The organism is Saccharomonospora xinjiangensis XJ-54 (genome assembly GCF_000258175.1).
GTDB classification, from domain to species: domain Bacteria; phylum Actinomycetota; class Actinomycetes; order Mycobacteriales; family Pseudonocardiaceae; genus Saccharomonospora; species Saccharomonospora xinjiangensis.
In genome coordinates this window covers 1764782-1778906 of sequence record NZ_JH636049.1, presented here as the reverse complement: position 1 = coordinate 1778906, position 14125 = coordinate 1764782, and the positions used below count along the sequence as shown (strand labels likewise).

The window sequence follows — 14125 nt, the reverse complement described above, 5'->3', positions numbered from 1 at the left end:
GCGGTCCTCGGCGGTCACACCGCCGGGAAGAAAGAAGGGAACTCACGTTGCGGGATCTGGTCGAGATCGGCATGGGCCGCACGGCCCGGCGGGCGTACGGGTTCGACGACATCGACATCGTCCCCTCGCGGCGCACCCGGTCGTCGAAGGTCGTCTCCACCGCATGGCAGATCGACGCCTACCGGTTCGACCTGCCGCTGGTGACTCACCCCACCGATGCCGTCGTATCGCCGGACACGGCCGTGTCGATCGGCAAGCTCGGTGGTCTCGGTGTGCTCAACGCAGAAGGCGTGTGGGCGCGGCATGCCAACGCCGAGGGCGCCATCGCCCGCGTCGTTGACCTGGCGCGTAAGGGCGCTGACTGGGGTGAACTCGGCGCGCTGTTGCAGGAGTTGCACTCGGCCCCGATCCAGAGCGATCTCCTCACCGAAGCCGTCCGCACGGTGCGGGACTCCGGTGTGACGGTGGCGGCCAGGGTCAGCCCGCAGCACGCGGCCGAGCTGACACCGGTGCTGCTGAGCGCGGGGGTCGAGGTGCTGGTTGTGCAGGGCACGATCGTGTCGGCCGAGCACGTGGCTCGTGACGGCGACCCGTTGAACCTCAAGGAGTTCATCTCCGACCTCGACGTTCCCGTGATCGCGGGCGGGGTTAGCGACTACCGCACGGCCATGCACCTGATGCGGACAGGAGCGGCGGGTGTGATCGTGGGTCACGGTCACACGCCCGGCGTGACCAGCACCGACCGGGTGCTCGGTATCGGCGTCCCCATGGCCACCGCGGTGATCGACGCGGCAGCCGCGCGCCGGGACTACCTCGACGAGACCGGTGGCCGTTACGTGCACGTGCTCGCCGATGGCGGGGTGACGTGCAGTGGCGACATCGCCAAGGCCATCGCCTGCGGCGCCGATGCCGTGATGCTCGGCGCGCCGCTGGCGGCGACGAGCGAGGCGCCCGGCAAGGGGCTGTACTGGACGGCCGCGGCGGCGCACCCGTCGTTGCCGAGGTCACGCGTCGCGTCGGGACCCGCTCGCGACGTGGATCTCAAGACGTTGCTGCACGGCCCTTCGTCGGACCCCGAGGGCGTCGTGAACTTGTTCGGCGCGCTGCGCAGGGCTCTGGCGAAGACGGGTTACTCGGATCTGAAGGAGTTCCAGAAGGTCGGGCTCGCGGTCCGCGCCTGACCGGCCGGTAACTTACCTCTGGTCAGAACAGCCGTGCCCGGTCTACTCTCTACCTGTGACTGGGCGTAACACCTTTCGCGTTGACTATGACGTCGTGGTCGTCGGCTCCGGATTCGGCGGCAGCGTGGCTGCTCTACGGCTGACGGAGAAGGGCTACCGTGTCGCCGTGGTGGAGGCCGGCCGCCGGTTCGCCGACGACGAGTTCGCCTCCACGTCGTGGGATCTTCGCCGCTACCTGTGGGCACCGAGTCTCGGCTGCTTCGGCATCCAGCGCATCCACCTGCTCAAGGACGTCATGGTGCTGGCAGGCGCGGGAGTCGGCGGTGGTTCGCTCGTCTACGCCAACACGCTGTACCGGCCGTTGCGCCCGTTCTACGCCGACCGCCAGTGGGCACACATCACCGACTGGGAGTCGGAACTCGCCCCCCACTACGACCAGGCGAGCAGGATGCTCGGCGTGGTCACCAACCCGACCGTCACGCCGTCCGACGAGGTCATCCGCAAGGTGGCGGCCGATATGGGTGTGGCCGACACCTTCCACCCCACCCCGGTCGGGGTGTACTTCGGCGAGCCGGGCAAACGTGTGGCGGACCCCTACTTCGGCGGCGCGGGGCCCGACAGGGTGGGCTGCACCGAGTGTGGGGCGTGCATGACGGGCTGCCGGGTCGGCGCGAAGAACACGCTCGTGAAGAACTACCTGTATCTCGCCGAGCGGCATGGGGCGAAGGTGATCCCGCTGACCACGGTGACGGCCGTCCGGCCCCGTGGCGACGGCACGTACGAGGTGGACGTCCGAAAGACCGGCACCACCTCGCCCCGGTTCCGGCACACGATCACCGCGAGCCACGTCGTGCTCGCGGCGGGCACGTGGGGCACCCAGCGACTGCTGCACGACATGCGGGACAAGGGTGTGCTGCCCCAGCTGTCGCGGCGGTTGGGTGAGCTGACCCGCACGAACTCCGAGGCCATCGTCGGGGCCGCTCGCACCACCATCGATCCCGATCGGAACTTCAGCAGGGGAGTGGCGATCACGTCGTCGTTCCATCCCGACGAGGAAACCCACATCGAGCCCGTGCGGTACGGCAAGGGCAGCAACGCCATGAGCCTGCTGCAGACGGTCGCCACCGACGGCGCGTCGGAAGTGCCACGGTGGCGGCAGGTACTCCGCTTCGTGCGCAAACATCCGGTTCAGGCGCTCAAACTGCTCAACGGCTACCGGTGGAGCGAGCGCACGGTGATCCTGCTAGTGATGCAGAGCGTGGACAACTCCATCACCACCTACACGCGCAAAGGCTGGTTCGGGCGGCGCCGCTACACGTCGAAGCAGGGGCACGGTGCGCCGAACCCGACGTTCATCCCGGCTGGTCACGAGGCGAACGTGCGGACGGCCGAACACATCGGCGGCATCCCCGGCGGCACGTGGGGCGAGGTGTTCGACATCCCGCTCACCGCGCATTTCATCGGAGGAGCGCCCATCGGCACGGACGCCGCCAACGGCGTCATCGACCCATACCACCGGGTGTTCAACTATCCGAACCTGCACGTCGTGGACGGAACGGCGATCACGGCCAACCTCGGCGTCAACCCGTCACTGACCATCGCGGCCCAGGCCGAACGGGCGTTCTCGTTCTGGCCGAACAAGGGCGAGGCGGACCCCAGGCCCAAGCAGGGGGAACCCTATCGGCGGGTGGACCCGGTGCCGCCGAGGGCGCCGGCCGTGCCATCGCACGCCCCGGCCGCGCTGCGGCACTGACCGTCGCGCGGGGCTCATCGGAGTCACCTTGGGCGTCGTGCCTGGAACCGAGAGTGTCGCCTCCCGATGGTTTCATACCGCGCATGGACGTGATCATGGACGTGACCTCGGTGCTGGCCGAGCTGGAAGAACACTGCGTCGAGACGCTGGGTGAGCATGACGGGCGCCGGATGGCTGCGCTGGCGCGACGCGGCTACTGCATCGCGCCGGTCGAGGACGGTGGTACCCCCGCGGGCCGGAGTCGTTTCGGCGGGGATGCGTTGCTGGACCCGGAGACCGAATGGCCGCACGTCGAGGGCGTGCCGCTCAACTTCATGGCGGTTCTCGATGCCGAGGTGCTGGCGCCCTGGCTCGGCGAGGAACTCCCCGCCGTCCCAGGACTGCTCAACTTCTTCTATTTCGAGCCTGACCTGCCCTACGAGCAATACCGGCGTTTCGATGTGTTCACCGACCCGCGGTGCTGGCGGGTCGTCCCCGCTGATCCGCAGCGCGCGGAGGAGCGGCCCGCTCCCTCGCCTGCGCATGTGTTCGACCCGCGTCCGATGGCCGCCGCGCCGATCGTCAGCCTGCCCAACTACGACGAACCGGTCGTGCAGGACCTGCTCGATTCCTACGGCGAGCGCGGCATGCCGCGCTGGCTGAACGCCTTCGACCTCGGCAACGTGTGGCGATCGGAGATCGATTACCCGGCCTACGACTGCGGCCACCACCATCGTGCGTTCGGTTGGCCGCTGCCGCTCCAGGGTGGGTTCCTGCGGGCCGGCGAGGTGCATCTCCTCCAACTGGACAGCGACGACCAATGGCAGTTCGGCGACTTCGGCCTGCTGTACTACGCGATCCCCATTGACGCGCTGCGAGCCGGCGACTTCAGCCAGGTCCGCGTCGAGATGCAGTGCCACTGATCAGGCGGGCGGCGGAGAACCGCGTTTCGCCCGCTAAACGTGCCTCGCGGCGTCGGTGTGCGGTGTTGGTTGTGTGGGGCGGCGGCGTCTGACCGCGTTCTGCCCGCGAAACGCGGTCCGCTGGTTGTCGCGTGGTTCGCGTGGGGAGTCGTTGGTGTGTGTGGGGTGGTTGACCGCGTTCTGCCCGCTAAACGCGCTTCCGGCTCGCCACGCACGCCTGCGGGCGGTTATCCGGGGGTGCGCGGTGTGGTTGGACGACCCGGTTCGGGGGTTCAGGTGATCCACGCTGGAGCCTGCGCTGTGTGACGGCCTTCATGCGTCGCCGCGCGCCGCCGGTAACCGCCACCTGGGCGAATCGCCCGCCGGTCGGCCTGCGACGATGGAGGCAGGTTTTCGTCGCAAGCGAACCGGTGAGGAGTCCGACAGTGTCAGATGGTCCCGTGCTCGTGGTGGACTACGGCGCCCAGTACGCGCAGCTCATCGCACGACGGGTCCGCGAAGCGCAGGTGTATTCGGAGGTCGTGCCGCACACGACTCCTGTCGATGAGCTCCTCGAACGCGACCCGGCCGCCATCATCCTCTCGGGCGGGCCATCCAGCGTGTACGCGGACGGCGCACCCGGCGTGGACCCAGCGTTGTTCGACACGGGCGTACCCGTGTTCGGCATCTGCTACGGCTTCCAAGCCATGGCGCAGGCTCTGGGCGGCACGGTCGAGCACACGGGCACCCGCGAGTTCGGCCGCACCGAGCTGGCCGTCACCGGCGGCGCGTTGCACGAGGCACTGCCCTCCCGGCACCCGGTGTGGATGAGCCACGGCGACTGCGTGACGAAGGCTCCCGAAGGGTTCTCCGTCACCGCGGGTAGCGAAGGCGCCCCGGTGGCCGGGTTCGAGAACACCGCGCGGAAACTCGCCGGGGTTCAGTACCACCCAGAGGTGGCTCACTCGCCCCACGGTCAGGAGGTGCTGCGACGGTTCCTGCACGAGATCGCGGGCATCCGCCCGAGGTGGACCACGTCGTCCATCGTTGACGACCAGGTGCAGCGCATCCAGGCCCAGATCGGTGAAGGGCACGCGATCTGCGGATTGTCAGGGGGCGTGGACTCGGCGGTCGCGGCGGCGCTGGTGCAGCGCGCGATCGGCGACCGGCTCACCTGTGTCTTCGTCGATCACGGCCTGCTCAGGACGGGCGAACGAGTTCAGGTCGAACGCGACTTCGTGGCCGCCACCGGCGTGAACCTCGTCACGGTCGATGCCACCGAACGGTTCCTGTCGGCTCTCGACGGCGTCACCGACCCTGAGCAGAAACGCAAGATCATCGGCCGGGAGTTCATCCGCGTCTTCGAGCAGGCGGCGCGGGAGATCAAGGCGCAGGGCGACGTCGAGTTCCTCGTGCAGGGCACCCTGTACCCCGACGTGGTCGAATCCGGCGGCGGCGCGGGGACGTCCAACATCAAGAGTCACCACAATGTGGGCGGGCTGCCCGAGGACCTGCGGTTCACACTCGTGGAGCCGCTTCGACTCCTGTTCAAGGACGAGGTTCGCAGGGTCGGGCTCGAACTGGGCCTGCCGGAGACCATCGTGCACCGCCAGCCGTTCCCCGGGCCCGGTCTCGCGATCCGCATCATCGGCGCGGTGACGTCCGGCAGGTTGGAGATCCTGCGGGCCGCGGACGCGATCGCCCGCGAGGAACTCACCGCGGCGGGACTCGACTCCGACATCTGGCAGTGCCCCGTTGTGCTGCTCGCCGACGTCCGCAGCGTCGGGGTGCAGGGGGACGGCCGCACCTACGGGCATCCCATCGTGTTGCGCCCGGTGTCCAGCGAAGACGCCATGACGGCCGATTGGGCTCGGCTACCCTACGACGTGCTCGAACGGATCTCCACACGTATCACCAACGAGGTGGCCGATGTGAACCGGGTCGTGCTGGATGTGACCAGCAAGCCGCCGGGGACGATCGAGTGGGAGTGAACGACACGGGTGCTGGGGGTAGGTAGCGGTGTGGATCGCGGGAGTGGTGCTGCTGGTTGTCGCAGTGGCCGCGTTCCTCTCCATGAAACACACCCGCGACCAGTTGCACACCATGATCGGCACCGAGACCCTGTCGATCCCTGAACTGGAGCAGTACCGCGCAGCCTCCGACGAGGTCGGGGCGTCCGGCATGTTCCGCAAGACCTCCGAGGTCGTAGGCGAGGCTTCTCCCAGTCCCGATGGCCCGCTCACGGCCGAACTCTCCAAAACCGAGTGCGTCTGGTACCGCTACCGCATCGACCGGCACTACGAGGTGATCGAGTACCGCGACGGCAAGCGGCACCGACGCAAACGCACCGAACGAGTGGCCGAACACACGTCACACAAGAACTACGCGATCACCGACGAGCAGGGCCGCACGATCAATGTCGATCCGGACGGCATCACCCCCGACGGCGCCGAGCAGACGGTGAGCAGGTTCGAACCACGGCGAGGCAGGCAGGGCGGCATCGATCTGTTCGGCATCGTGCTGCCCGCGTTGTCCGGCAGGGGCGACACCACGATCGGCTACGACTACAAGGAGTGGGTCGTCCGCCCGGGCCGTCGGCTCTACGTCCTCGGTGAGGTTCACGACAGGACCGGTGCGTTGACGATCGGCAAGCCCGAGGGGAAGGGTCACTTCATCATCTCGACCCGCACGGAACAGGAGTTGCGCGACAGCCGGGTCCGGCGGCACCGGCTTCTCGCGATCGGCACCGTCGCGAGCGCACTCGGGGGACTCGGGCTGCTCGTGGCCGGGCTGTTCACCTGACGTACCCCCACTCACGAAGGCACACCCTCAACCGCGATCGGCTCACCCCGCGGTCAGGACCCGTTCCGCCTTTGGGGTCTCACGGACGCCGCGAGCATCAGCAACCCCACGGTGACGGCGCCACCCGCCAGCACCCAGCGCAGGTCCACCTGGCCGAGCCAGGTGTCCGCATCGGAGAGCACGTAGGCCGACACGAGGAGCGTGGCCAGCCCGGCCAGCAGGGTGAACAGCTCCACCGTGCGAGGGGCCACCTTGCGGTTGTCGTTGTCAGCCACGACGCACCTCCACGTTGCCAACCCCGGCCTGCGCGGTCAGCGTGATCTTCGGACCACCGGCGCCGTCGGGACCGAAGTCCTTGCCCTCGATCTCGGGAGGATTGACACCGGTGTACTGCTGGCCGAGGCATTCGATGTTGCCGACCCCGGCTTCGCACGTGTACCAGACGTCGGCGTCGGGCGGCACGAGCACCGCGACGTTGCCCGCGCCGTTGCGCACGGTCGTGCTCACGTTCTCCGCCCCGGTGAGTCTTGTGAGGTCGAGCCGGACGTCACCGGCCGTCCGTTCGTACACGGGCAGCACACCCTCGGCTGTCGCCGGGGTGGCGGAGAGGTCACCGAACCCGCCGCCGACGTCCTCGATCGGCACCGCTCCGAGCGCGAGGCCGGTGAGCGACAGCGGCACGGCAAGCCAGACCAGGCCACGTCCTCCCCCGAGGAACGAGCCGACGACCATGCCGGTGCCGAGCACCGCGAGCACGAGTCCCACCACGTGTGCCGGGGTGAACCACGGCACACCTTCGGCCGCGAGCGCGGCCCCCACGCCGCCGACGGCCAGTGCGACACCCGTCGCCGCGAACCCGACCTTGGATCTGCGGCGCGGTGGCGCGGGTGGTTCCGGCCTCGGCGCAGGGGCGGGTGTGGTTTCCTCCGCCAGCCGCCAGCCGGTGGGGTCCGCCCCGAGCGGATCCCACGTCGGCGGTGCCTCGGACACGGGCTGTCCCCACACGCCCGCGTCCGTCCCGGACATCGTGGTGGTCATCCCCGTCGGGCTTGCCATGGCGGGTCCGGTGGGGACGGGGCGGCGGAGGTGGCCCCTGCTGCGGTGCAGCAGATACATCCCCGCGACGGCGAGCGCGAGCCCGAGGAAGGTTCCGCCGTCGAACCAGCTCCAGGAGAAGCTCAGTATCCACGTCGGGACCAGCACGACACACAGCGCGAGTGCCAGACCCTTCGGCATCGAGCTCCGTCCCCGCCCGAGCAGGCCCTCGATCCCCGACACCTCGTCTCCCTCCTCCGCCAGGACGAGCCAGCCCAGCAGGTAGAGAGCCAGGCCGATCCCCCCGAACCCCGTCAACACGACGAACACGACCCGCACGACGACCGGATCGATGCCGTAACGGTTGCCGACACCGGCCGCCACCCCCGCGAGTTTGCGGCCCTGGTGCGGACGCCGGGGCCGCGAGACCCAGAAGTCCTTCACCGTGTCCTCGAAGCCTTCGATGTGCTTCGTGGTGTCGGTCGTGCTCTTCATGCCGTCCAGCATGCTCGACAGCCCGGTGCCGCCGCATCGGGGACGAACCCTGATCCTTCCCGGGAACGGGCTTCGCGTCCGGGACGGATTCAGGGGTTTCCCCGATGAACCCGCGCGCCGAGGCGTGTGACGATGGCGGGGTGGAGGAGCAGGTGACCGGGGAGCGGGCGTCCGGGGCGGGGCAGCATCCGGCGGGGTTCGGTGTCGCGCCATCCGCCGCACCTGCCGGGGAAAGGGACGCCACGCCGGGGGCAGGCGCGTCCGTCGAGCCCTCGGGAAACCGCCGGGCGGCGCCTCAGGGGGAGGTGGACGGCCCGCCGAAGATGTACCGCCGCCGCAGGGGTCGCGCGCTCGCGGGCGTGGCAGGCGGGCTCGCCGATCATCTCGGCGTCAACGTGCTGTGGGTGCGGGCCGCCTTCGCGGTACTCGCGGCGTTCGGGGGTATGGGGCTGTTCGCCTACGGGTTGCTGTGGGTGTTCGTGCCCCAGCACTCCGGCGAGGAACGGTCTGCGCCCGAGTCCGCGAAGGAACGGCAGCAGGCGTACGGCCTCATCGCGCTGGGCATCGGCCTGAGTTTCGCGGGCGGTGCGCTCACCGGCCTGTTCAGCGGGTGGGTCGGCCTGCCCGTCGCCGTCGCGCTCGTCGGTGCGGCGGTGGTGTGGCGGGAGGCCGACGAGTCGCAGCGCAGGAGGTGGCGCGACGGTGCCCGATCCGGTGTCGCCGGCGTCGTCGGGGACGGCGGGGCCCGCCCGCTCGTGCGGGTACTCGCGGGTGTGGCACTCGTGGCCACCGGTATCGGGGTGGTCGTCTTCCGCAGCGGAAGCCTCGACCAGGTGCAGTTCGCGCTGATCGCGGTGCTCGCGACGCTGGTGGGTGTGGCGGTGCTGACGGTGCCGTTCTGGCTGCGCCTGATCCGCGATCTCGGGGAGGAACGGAGAGCGAGGATTCGCACGGAGGAACGCGCGGAGATCGCCGCTCACCTGCACGACTCCGTGTTGCAGACGCTGGCGTTGATCCAGAAACAGGCCGATCTGCCACGCGAGGTGGCGAGGCTGGCCCGCGGCCAGGAACGGCAGTTGCGGCAGTGGCTGTACGGGCCGTCGGGCTACGGGACCGCGAGGAACGGAGCCGAAGCCGAGTCACAGCGGCAGGCCACAAGCCTCTCCGAGGCGCTGGCGGCGGCGTGCGGTGAGGTGGAGGACACGTTCGCGATCTCCGTGCAGCAGGTGGTCGTCGGCGGCGAGGTCGAGGTTGACGAGCAGCTCGGCGCGTTGATCCAGGCGGCACGAGAGGCGATCGTGAACGCGGCCAAGCACGCGGGTGTCGAGGAGGTCAGCGTCTACGCGGAGGTGGAGCGCGAGTCGGTGACCGTGTTCGTTCGAGACCGGGGCAGGGGATTCGATCCCGAGGCCGTCCCCGAGGACCGGCATGGCCTCGCCGACTCCATCAGGGGCAGGATGGAGCGCAACGGCGGCAGGTGCCGATTGCGTACCGCGCCGGGTGAGGGCACCGAGGTGCAGTTGGAGATGCCGCGCAGGTCCGCGGACAGAAGCGCTCAGGGGGCGACGTGACCACAACCGAGCAGAAGAGGCCCGTGACGGTCTTTCTCGTCGATGACCACGCGCTGTTCCGCGCGGGGGCGCGTACGGAGCTGGCCGCACTGAGCGACGAGGTCAGAGTTGTCGGTGAGGCGGGATCGGTCGGTGAGGCGGTCGCCGGTATCCGCAGGGCCCGCCCGCAGGTGGTGCTTCTCGACGTGCACATGCCCGACGGCGGCGGGGCCGAGGTGCTGCGGCGGGTACGGCCGGAGCTGCCGGAGGTGGTGTTCCTCGCGCTGTCGGTGTCCGATGCGGCCGAGGACGTCATCGCGGTCATCCGCGCGGGCGCGCGGGGCTACGTCACCAAGACCATCTCGTCGCGCGAGCTGGTGCGCGCGGTGTTGCGCGTCGCCGACGGCGACGCGGTGTTCTCGCCGCGCCTCGCCGGGTTCGTCCTCGACGCCTTCGCCGACCGGCCGGGTGCACAGCCCATCAACGACCCCGACCTCGATCTGCTGACCCCGAGGGAGCGCGACGTGTTGCGCCTGCTCGCCAGGGGCTACGCGTACAAGGAGATCGCATCGGAGCTGTTCATCTCCGTGAAGACCGTGGAGACCCACGTGTCCAGCGTGTTGCGCAAGACGCAGCTGTCGAACCGCTACGAGCTCTCGCGCTGGGCCTCCGACCGGCGGCTCGTCTGATCCCAGCGCGGCACGGCAACACCGAGGGCCAGCGCGCCGAGGACACCGAGACCGGCCGCGAGGACGCCTGCCGTCTGACCGGGCGGGCTCCAGTTCAATGCCAGCTCGCCCTCTCGGATGCCGCCGGGCAGTTCCACGGTCACCAGCCCTGCCGGTGTGGTCTCCACCGGCACCTCGACGCCGTTGACGGTGGCGCTGTAGCCGGGCCAGGCCAGCCTTGCGAACACGAGCCGGTGCTCGCCTTCGGAGCCGGTCGCCGTGAAGGTCACGGTCTCGCCGGTGGCGCCGGTCGCGCGGTGGACGGTGGCAGCGCCGGTGACATCGAGACCCGGTGACGCCCACGTCAGGGTCGAATCCGGCCATGGCAGGGGCGTTTCCCGCTGGAGCACGGTGACCACGTCGTCACGTTCGCGCACCCGCCAGCCTGCCTGCGGTTCCGCGATGCGGGCCTCCGGCACGAGCGCGTTCTGTACCACCACCGTCGTCACCCCGAGAAGATCAGCGAGAGCGGCGCCGCCGTATCCGGTGGGCCGCCACAGGGCGTCCCACGCCTCGGGGCAGGTGGAGCCGGAATTGTCGAGGCAGAAGGTGTCGATGAAGTCGAGGAAGCCGAGACCGGTGTAGGAGACGAGCGACTCCACCCCCGCCGCGGAGTAGACGTTGCCGAACAGGAAGTACCGCCATGCCCCGTCCGGGTGCAGTCCGAGGGTGTTGTCCGCGGTGGTCAGGTCGGCGATCTGCATGACCTCGCCGGGGTAGCGGTCGGCGAAGCGGTCTTTCAGCTCGGCCACGGAGTGGGGGTAGTAGAGCTGGGAGACGTTGGTGTTCTTGGGCGCCATCGCGAGCTGGTAGCCGAGGACGGCGGCGGTGCCCGCACACAGAAGGACGGCCAGCCGGGTACGGCCCGCGTCGCGACACCAGCCGATCACCACCGCGGCGAGTACGGCAACCAGCAGACCGCCACCGAGATGCCACGCCCAGTTGTCGGGCGTCGCCGACCACGCCAGGTACGTCCCGATCGCGACGATCGCCACCGTCGCCACCGTCCTGGACCGGACACGATCCGCCCGCAGCCCCGACGAGAGGACCACCGCCAGCACAACCGCGCACGCGAGGAAGCAGTACTCCAGGTGCCGGATGGGCCAGCGAAACAGCCACAGCTTCGACGGCCCGAGCGCCGCGACGGCGAACGTCGCCGCCACCGCAAGCGGCGCGAGCAGTAGTCGCCACCGCTGGCGCACGACCCGCCAGTCGAGCCAGGGCAGCAGCGGCAGCACGAACCACGCGAAGTACGCGGCGGGTACCGCGAGACCGGTGCCGCCGAACACGACGACGTGGGGCAGGTGTGTGGGGGCGCTGGAGGCGAGGAGATCGGTCAGGCCGGGTACGAGGAACCCGTCGTTGACGACCGCCGTGTCGCTGCGCCACGTCACCGAGGAGCTCCCGAGAAGCGGCAGGAACACCAGCGGCACCAGCAGGGCGGCGCACGCGCCGAGACCGAGGACCACCGCGGCGCCCCTTCGCCTGCGGCGCACCGTGAACTCCACGAGCAGCCCCAGATAGACGACCGCGACGCCGAGCATTCCGTACGGGTTACCCGCCGTCACGGCGAGGGCGGCCGCACCGAAGGCCCACAGCGGGTTCAACCCACCTCGCGCCGCCCTGCGCGTCGTCCACCACACGTGCGGCACCCAGGCGAACGCGATCAGCCCCGATGCCCACGACCCGGCGTCGAAATAGAGCACGTAGCCCGCGAACGGCAGCGCCACCGCGAGCGTGGCGGCGGCGGGTCGCGCGGCGCCGTACTCGCGGCACAGCAGGTACATGCCGAGCGCCAGCAGCACGAGGAACTCGGTCTTGACCAGCACTGCGGCGACGGCCAGATCGGGCAGCGCCGCCACCACGAGGAAGTTCGCCACGTTGACGGGGTTGTAGATGCCGAACAGTGCCTCGGCGGCGAGGTTGCCGCCCAGCCACAGATCGACGTCGAGCAGCGGAGGCCACTGTCCCTGCGCGATGCGCTCGCCAAGCCGGTGCCACATCGGAAGGAACTGGGCAGCGCTGTCGTCCCAGAAATAGAAGATCCGGTTTCGGATCAGCGGAAGCTGCGCCAGCGCGGCGACCACCACGCACACGCCCGTGGCCACCCAGAAGCCGGTCGCCCTCTGATGCCGCGGCGGCGGGGTCGCGTCGGGGCGGACGTCGGGAGCCGCGGTCGTGGTGGTTGTGGTCATGAGCGAACCTCCGGGGCGTCCTCGGCCCAGCGTGGGCGGGGCCGGGGCTCGGTGAGGATGTACTGGGCCACGAGGAACGTCACGGGAATCGCCACGGAGGCCGCGAGCAGCGGCGCGATCGTCTCGCTGACCGAGAACACATCGACGAGCAGGTAGAGGCCGGCCGAGGTCACCACGAAGTTCGTCACGTTGGAGAGCGGGAACAGCAGAAACGTTCGCAGGCTCGGCCGGATCCGGAACGTGAAGCGGCAGTTGAGGAAGTAGGAGCCCACCATCGCGAGCAGGAACGCGACGATGTGGGCGACCAGGTAGTCCAGCACAAGTCGCAGCAGCAGGTAGAGACCAACGTAGGTCGCCGTGTTCACCGCACCGACAGCCGCGAACCGCACTAGTCGTCCACGCACGGCGCCTCCGGCCCCGCAGGATGGCTCGTTTCCTTCAGCAGGAAATGAGGGCGGTGCTTCGTCTCGTGATAGATCCGGCCGAGATATTCGCCGAGAACTCCGACGAGAAGGAGCTGCATGCCACCGAACCCGATGATCCCGCACATGATCGTCACGTAGCCGGGTGCCGTTGTGCCGTGCAGCAGGGCGCTGATGACGAGCCACATCGCGTACCCGAACGCGGCGGCCGTGCACAGCGCCCCGAGATACACGGCCAGCCGCAACGGCTGGTGGTTGAACGACAGGATGCCGTCGATGCCGTAGTTCAGCAGCGAACGCAGTGACCACTTGCTCGCTCCGTCGGTCCTCGCCACGTTCTCGTAATCGACGACGGCCGTGTCGAAGCCGATCCACGAGAACAAGCCCTTGGAGAATCTGTTGCGTTCCTCCAGCGACAGCAGCGCGTCCACGGCGCGCCTGCTCAACAGGCGGAAATCCCCGACGCCGTCGGTGAGTTCCACGTCAACGAGCCGGTTCATCATGCGGTAGTACGCCCGGGATGCCGCGGTTCTGACGTGCCCGTCTCCCGTGCGAGTCCTCTTGGCGACAACCTGGTCGTAGCCCTTGTCGATGAGGGCCACCATGTCGCCGAGCAGCTCGGGCGGGTGTTGCAGGTCTGCGTCCAGGATCGCGACGAGATCGCCTGCCGCGTGCCGCAAACCCGCCAGCATCGCGGCTTCCTTGCCGAAGTTGCGGCTGAGCGACAGGTATCGGAACCGGGGATCGGACCGGGACATCGCGCGGAGCATCTCGAGTGTGCCGTCGGTGCTGCCGTCGTCGATGAGGATGATCTCGAATTCATCCGTGAGCGGCGGCAGCACATGCAGCAGCGCCGCCCTCAACCGGGGAAGGCAGGTTTCCTCGTTGTAGCACGGGACGATGACGGAGAGGCGCATTGTCCGCTGCTTTCGGTTCGGCCGGCACGCGAAGGAGGACGGCGGGCGAGGGCGAGTGGTGCCACGCCTGCCGGTCCCACACTCCTTGCTTGCCGAGCGAGCACGACCGGAAACTCCGGGCCAGCCCATCGGGCGGCAGTGCCAGCCGAACGAGGGATACGCCTGT

Annotated in this window: 12 protein-coding genes; 7 read left to right on the top strand and 5 right to left on the bottom strand. The window is 69.3% G+C overall.

Annotation, left to right across the window (positions count from 1 at the left end; translation table 11 throughout):
• Positions 1–47 precede the first annotated feature (47 nt).
• The 5 genes from SACXIDRAFT_RS07475 to SACXIDRAFT_RS07455 all read left to right on the top strand — a co-directional run bounded on the left by SACXIDRAFT_RS07475 (position 48) and on the right by SACXIDRAFT_RS07455 (position 6617).
• Positions 48–1181: a GuaB3 family IMP dehydrogenase-related protein gene (locus tag SACXIDRAFT_RS07475; RefSeq protein ID WP_006237933.1), complete on the top strand. Its 1134-nt coding sequence runs from the start codon at positions 48–50 to the stop codon at positions 1179–1181.
• Between the two features lie 55 nt (positions 1182–1236).
• The gene (locus SACXIDRAFT_RS07470) at positions 1237–2934 is read left to right on the top strand and encodes a GMC family oxidoreductase (protein WP_006237932.1); all 1698 of its coding nucleotides are present in this window, start codon (positions 1237–1239) and stop codon (positions 2932–2934) included.
• Positions 2935–3029: 95 nt separating this feature from the next.
• Positions 3030–3836, top strand: a complete 807-nt coding sequence (locus SACXIDRAFT_RS07465) for a YwqG family protein (RefSeq protein WP_006237931.1) — start codon at positions 3030–3032, stop codon at positions 3834–3836.
• Positions 3837–4246: 410 nt separating this feature from the next.
• A complete protein-coding gene (gene guaA / locus SACXIDRAFT_RS07460; RefSeq protein ID WP_442852558.1) occupies positions 4247–5806 on the top strand; it encodes a glutamine-hydrolyzing GMP synthase in 1560 nt (519 codons plus the stop codon).
• A gap of 28 nt (positions 5807–5834) precedes the next feature.
• The gene (locus SACXIDRAFT_RS07455; protein WP_006237929.1) at positions 5835–6617 is read left to right on the top strand and encodes an E3 ubiquitin ligase family protein; all 783 of its coding nucleotides are present in this window, start codon (positions 5835–5837) and stop codon (positions 6615–6617) included.
• A gap of 53 nt (positions 6618–6670) precedes the next feature.
• Here the strand turns inward: SACXIDRAFT_RS07455 and SACXIDRAFT_RS07450 are convergent, their stop codons facing one another.
• Entirely contained in the window at positions 6671–6892 is a 222-nt protein-coding gene (locus SACXIDRAFT_RS07450) for a hypothetical protein (RefSeq protein WP_006237928.1), read from the bottom strand.
• Positions 6885–8159, bottom strand: coding sequence for a PspC domain-containing protein (locus tag SACXIDRAFT_RS07445; RefSeq protein ID WP_006237927.1), 1275 nt, complete (start codon positions 8157–8159; stop codon positions 6885–6887). Before SACXIDRAFT_RS07445 ends, SACXIDRAFT_RS07450 begins: the two co-directional genes overlap by 8 nt.
• Before the next feature lie 92 nt (positions 8160–8251).
• Here SACXIDRAFT_RS07445 and SACXIDRAFT_RS07440 point away from each other — a divergent pair, with 92 nt between their 5' ends.
• Both SACXIDRAFT_RS07440 and SACXIDRAFT_RS07435 read left to right on the top strand, forming a co-directional pair.
• Entirely contained in the window at positions 8252–9718 is a 1467-nt protein-coding gene (locus SACXIDRAFT_RS07440) for an ATP-binding protein (RefSeq protein ID WP_006237926.1), read from the top strand.
• Positions 9715–10386, top strand: coding sequence for a response regulator (locus tag SACXIDRAFT_RS07435; RefSeq protein WP_006237925.1), 672 nt, complete (start codon positions 9715–9717; stop codon positions 10384–10386). Before SACXIDRAFT_RS07440 ends, SACXIDRAFT_RS07435 begins: the two co-directional genes overlap by 4 nt.
• Here the strand turns inward: SACXIDRAFT_RS07435 and SACXIDRAFT_RS07430 are convergent.
• The 3 genes from SACXIDRAFT_RS07430 to SACXIDRAFT_RS07420 are packed head-to-tail and all read right to left on the bottom strand — an operon-like array spanning position 10344 to position 13959.
• A complete protein-coding gene (locus tag SACXIDRAFT_RS07430) occupies positions 10344–12620 on the bottom strand; it encodes a putative glycosyltransferase family protein (RefSeq protein WP_006237924.1) in 2277 nt (758 codons plus the stop codon). The two genes, SACXIDRAFT_RS07435 and SACXIDRAFT_RS07430, sit on opposite strands and share 43 nt — an antisense overlap.
• Positions 12617–13024, bottom strand: a complete 408-nt coding sequence (locus SACXIDRAFT_RS07425; RefSeq protein WP_006237923.1) for a GtrA family protein — start codon at positions 13022–13024, stop codon at positions 12617–12619. The genes SACXIDRAFT_RS07430 and SACXIDRAFT_RS07425 overlap by 4 nt, the downstream gene beginning before the upstream one ends.
• Complete coding sequence (locus SACXIDRAFT_RS07420) at positions 13009–13959, bottom strand: glycosyltransferase family 2 protein (protein WP_006237920.1); 951 nt, start codon at positions 13957–13959, stop codon at positions 13009–13011. Before SACXIDRAFT_RS07420 ends, SACXIDRAFT_RS07425 begins: the two co-directional genes overlap by 16 nt.
• Between the last annotated feature and the right edge of the window lie 166 nt (positions 13960–14125).

What these genes read in the sequence shown, in the direction of transcription:
- SACXIDRAFT_RS07465 (WP_006237931.1), top strand. Translation starts at nt 3,030, where the DNA reads ATGGACGTGACCTCGGTGCTGGCCGAGCTGGAAGAACACTGCGTCGAG.
- SACXIDRAFT_RS07445 (WP_006237927.1), bottom strand. Translation starts at nt 8,159, where the DNA reads ATGCTGGACGGCATGAAGAGCACGACCGACACCACGAAGCACATCGAA.
- SACXIDRAFT_RS07440 (WP_006237926.1), top strand. Translation starts at nt 8,252, where the DNA reads ATGAACCCGCGCGCCGAGGCGTGTGACGATGGCGGGGTGGAGGAGCAG.
- SACXIDRAFT_RS07430 (WP_006237924.1), bottom strand. Translation starts at nt 12,620, where the DNA reads ATGACCACAACCACCACGACCGCGGCTCCCGACGTCCGCCCCGACGCG.
- SACXIDRAFT_RS07420 (WP_006237920.1), bottom strand. Translation starts at nt 13,959, where the DNA reads ATGCGCCTCTCCGTCATCGTCCCGTGCTACAACGAGGAAACCTGCCTT.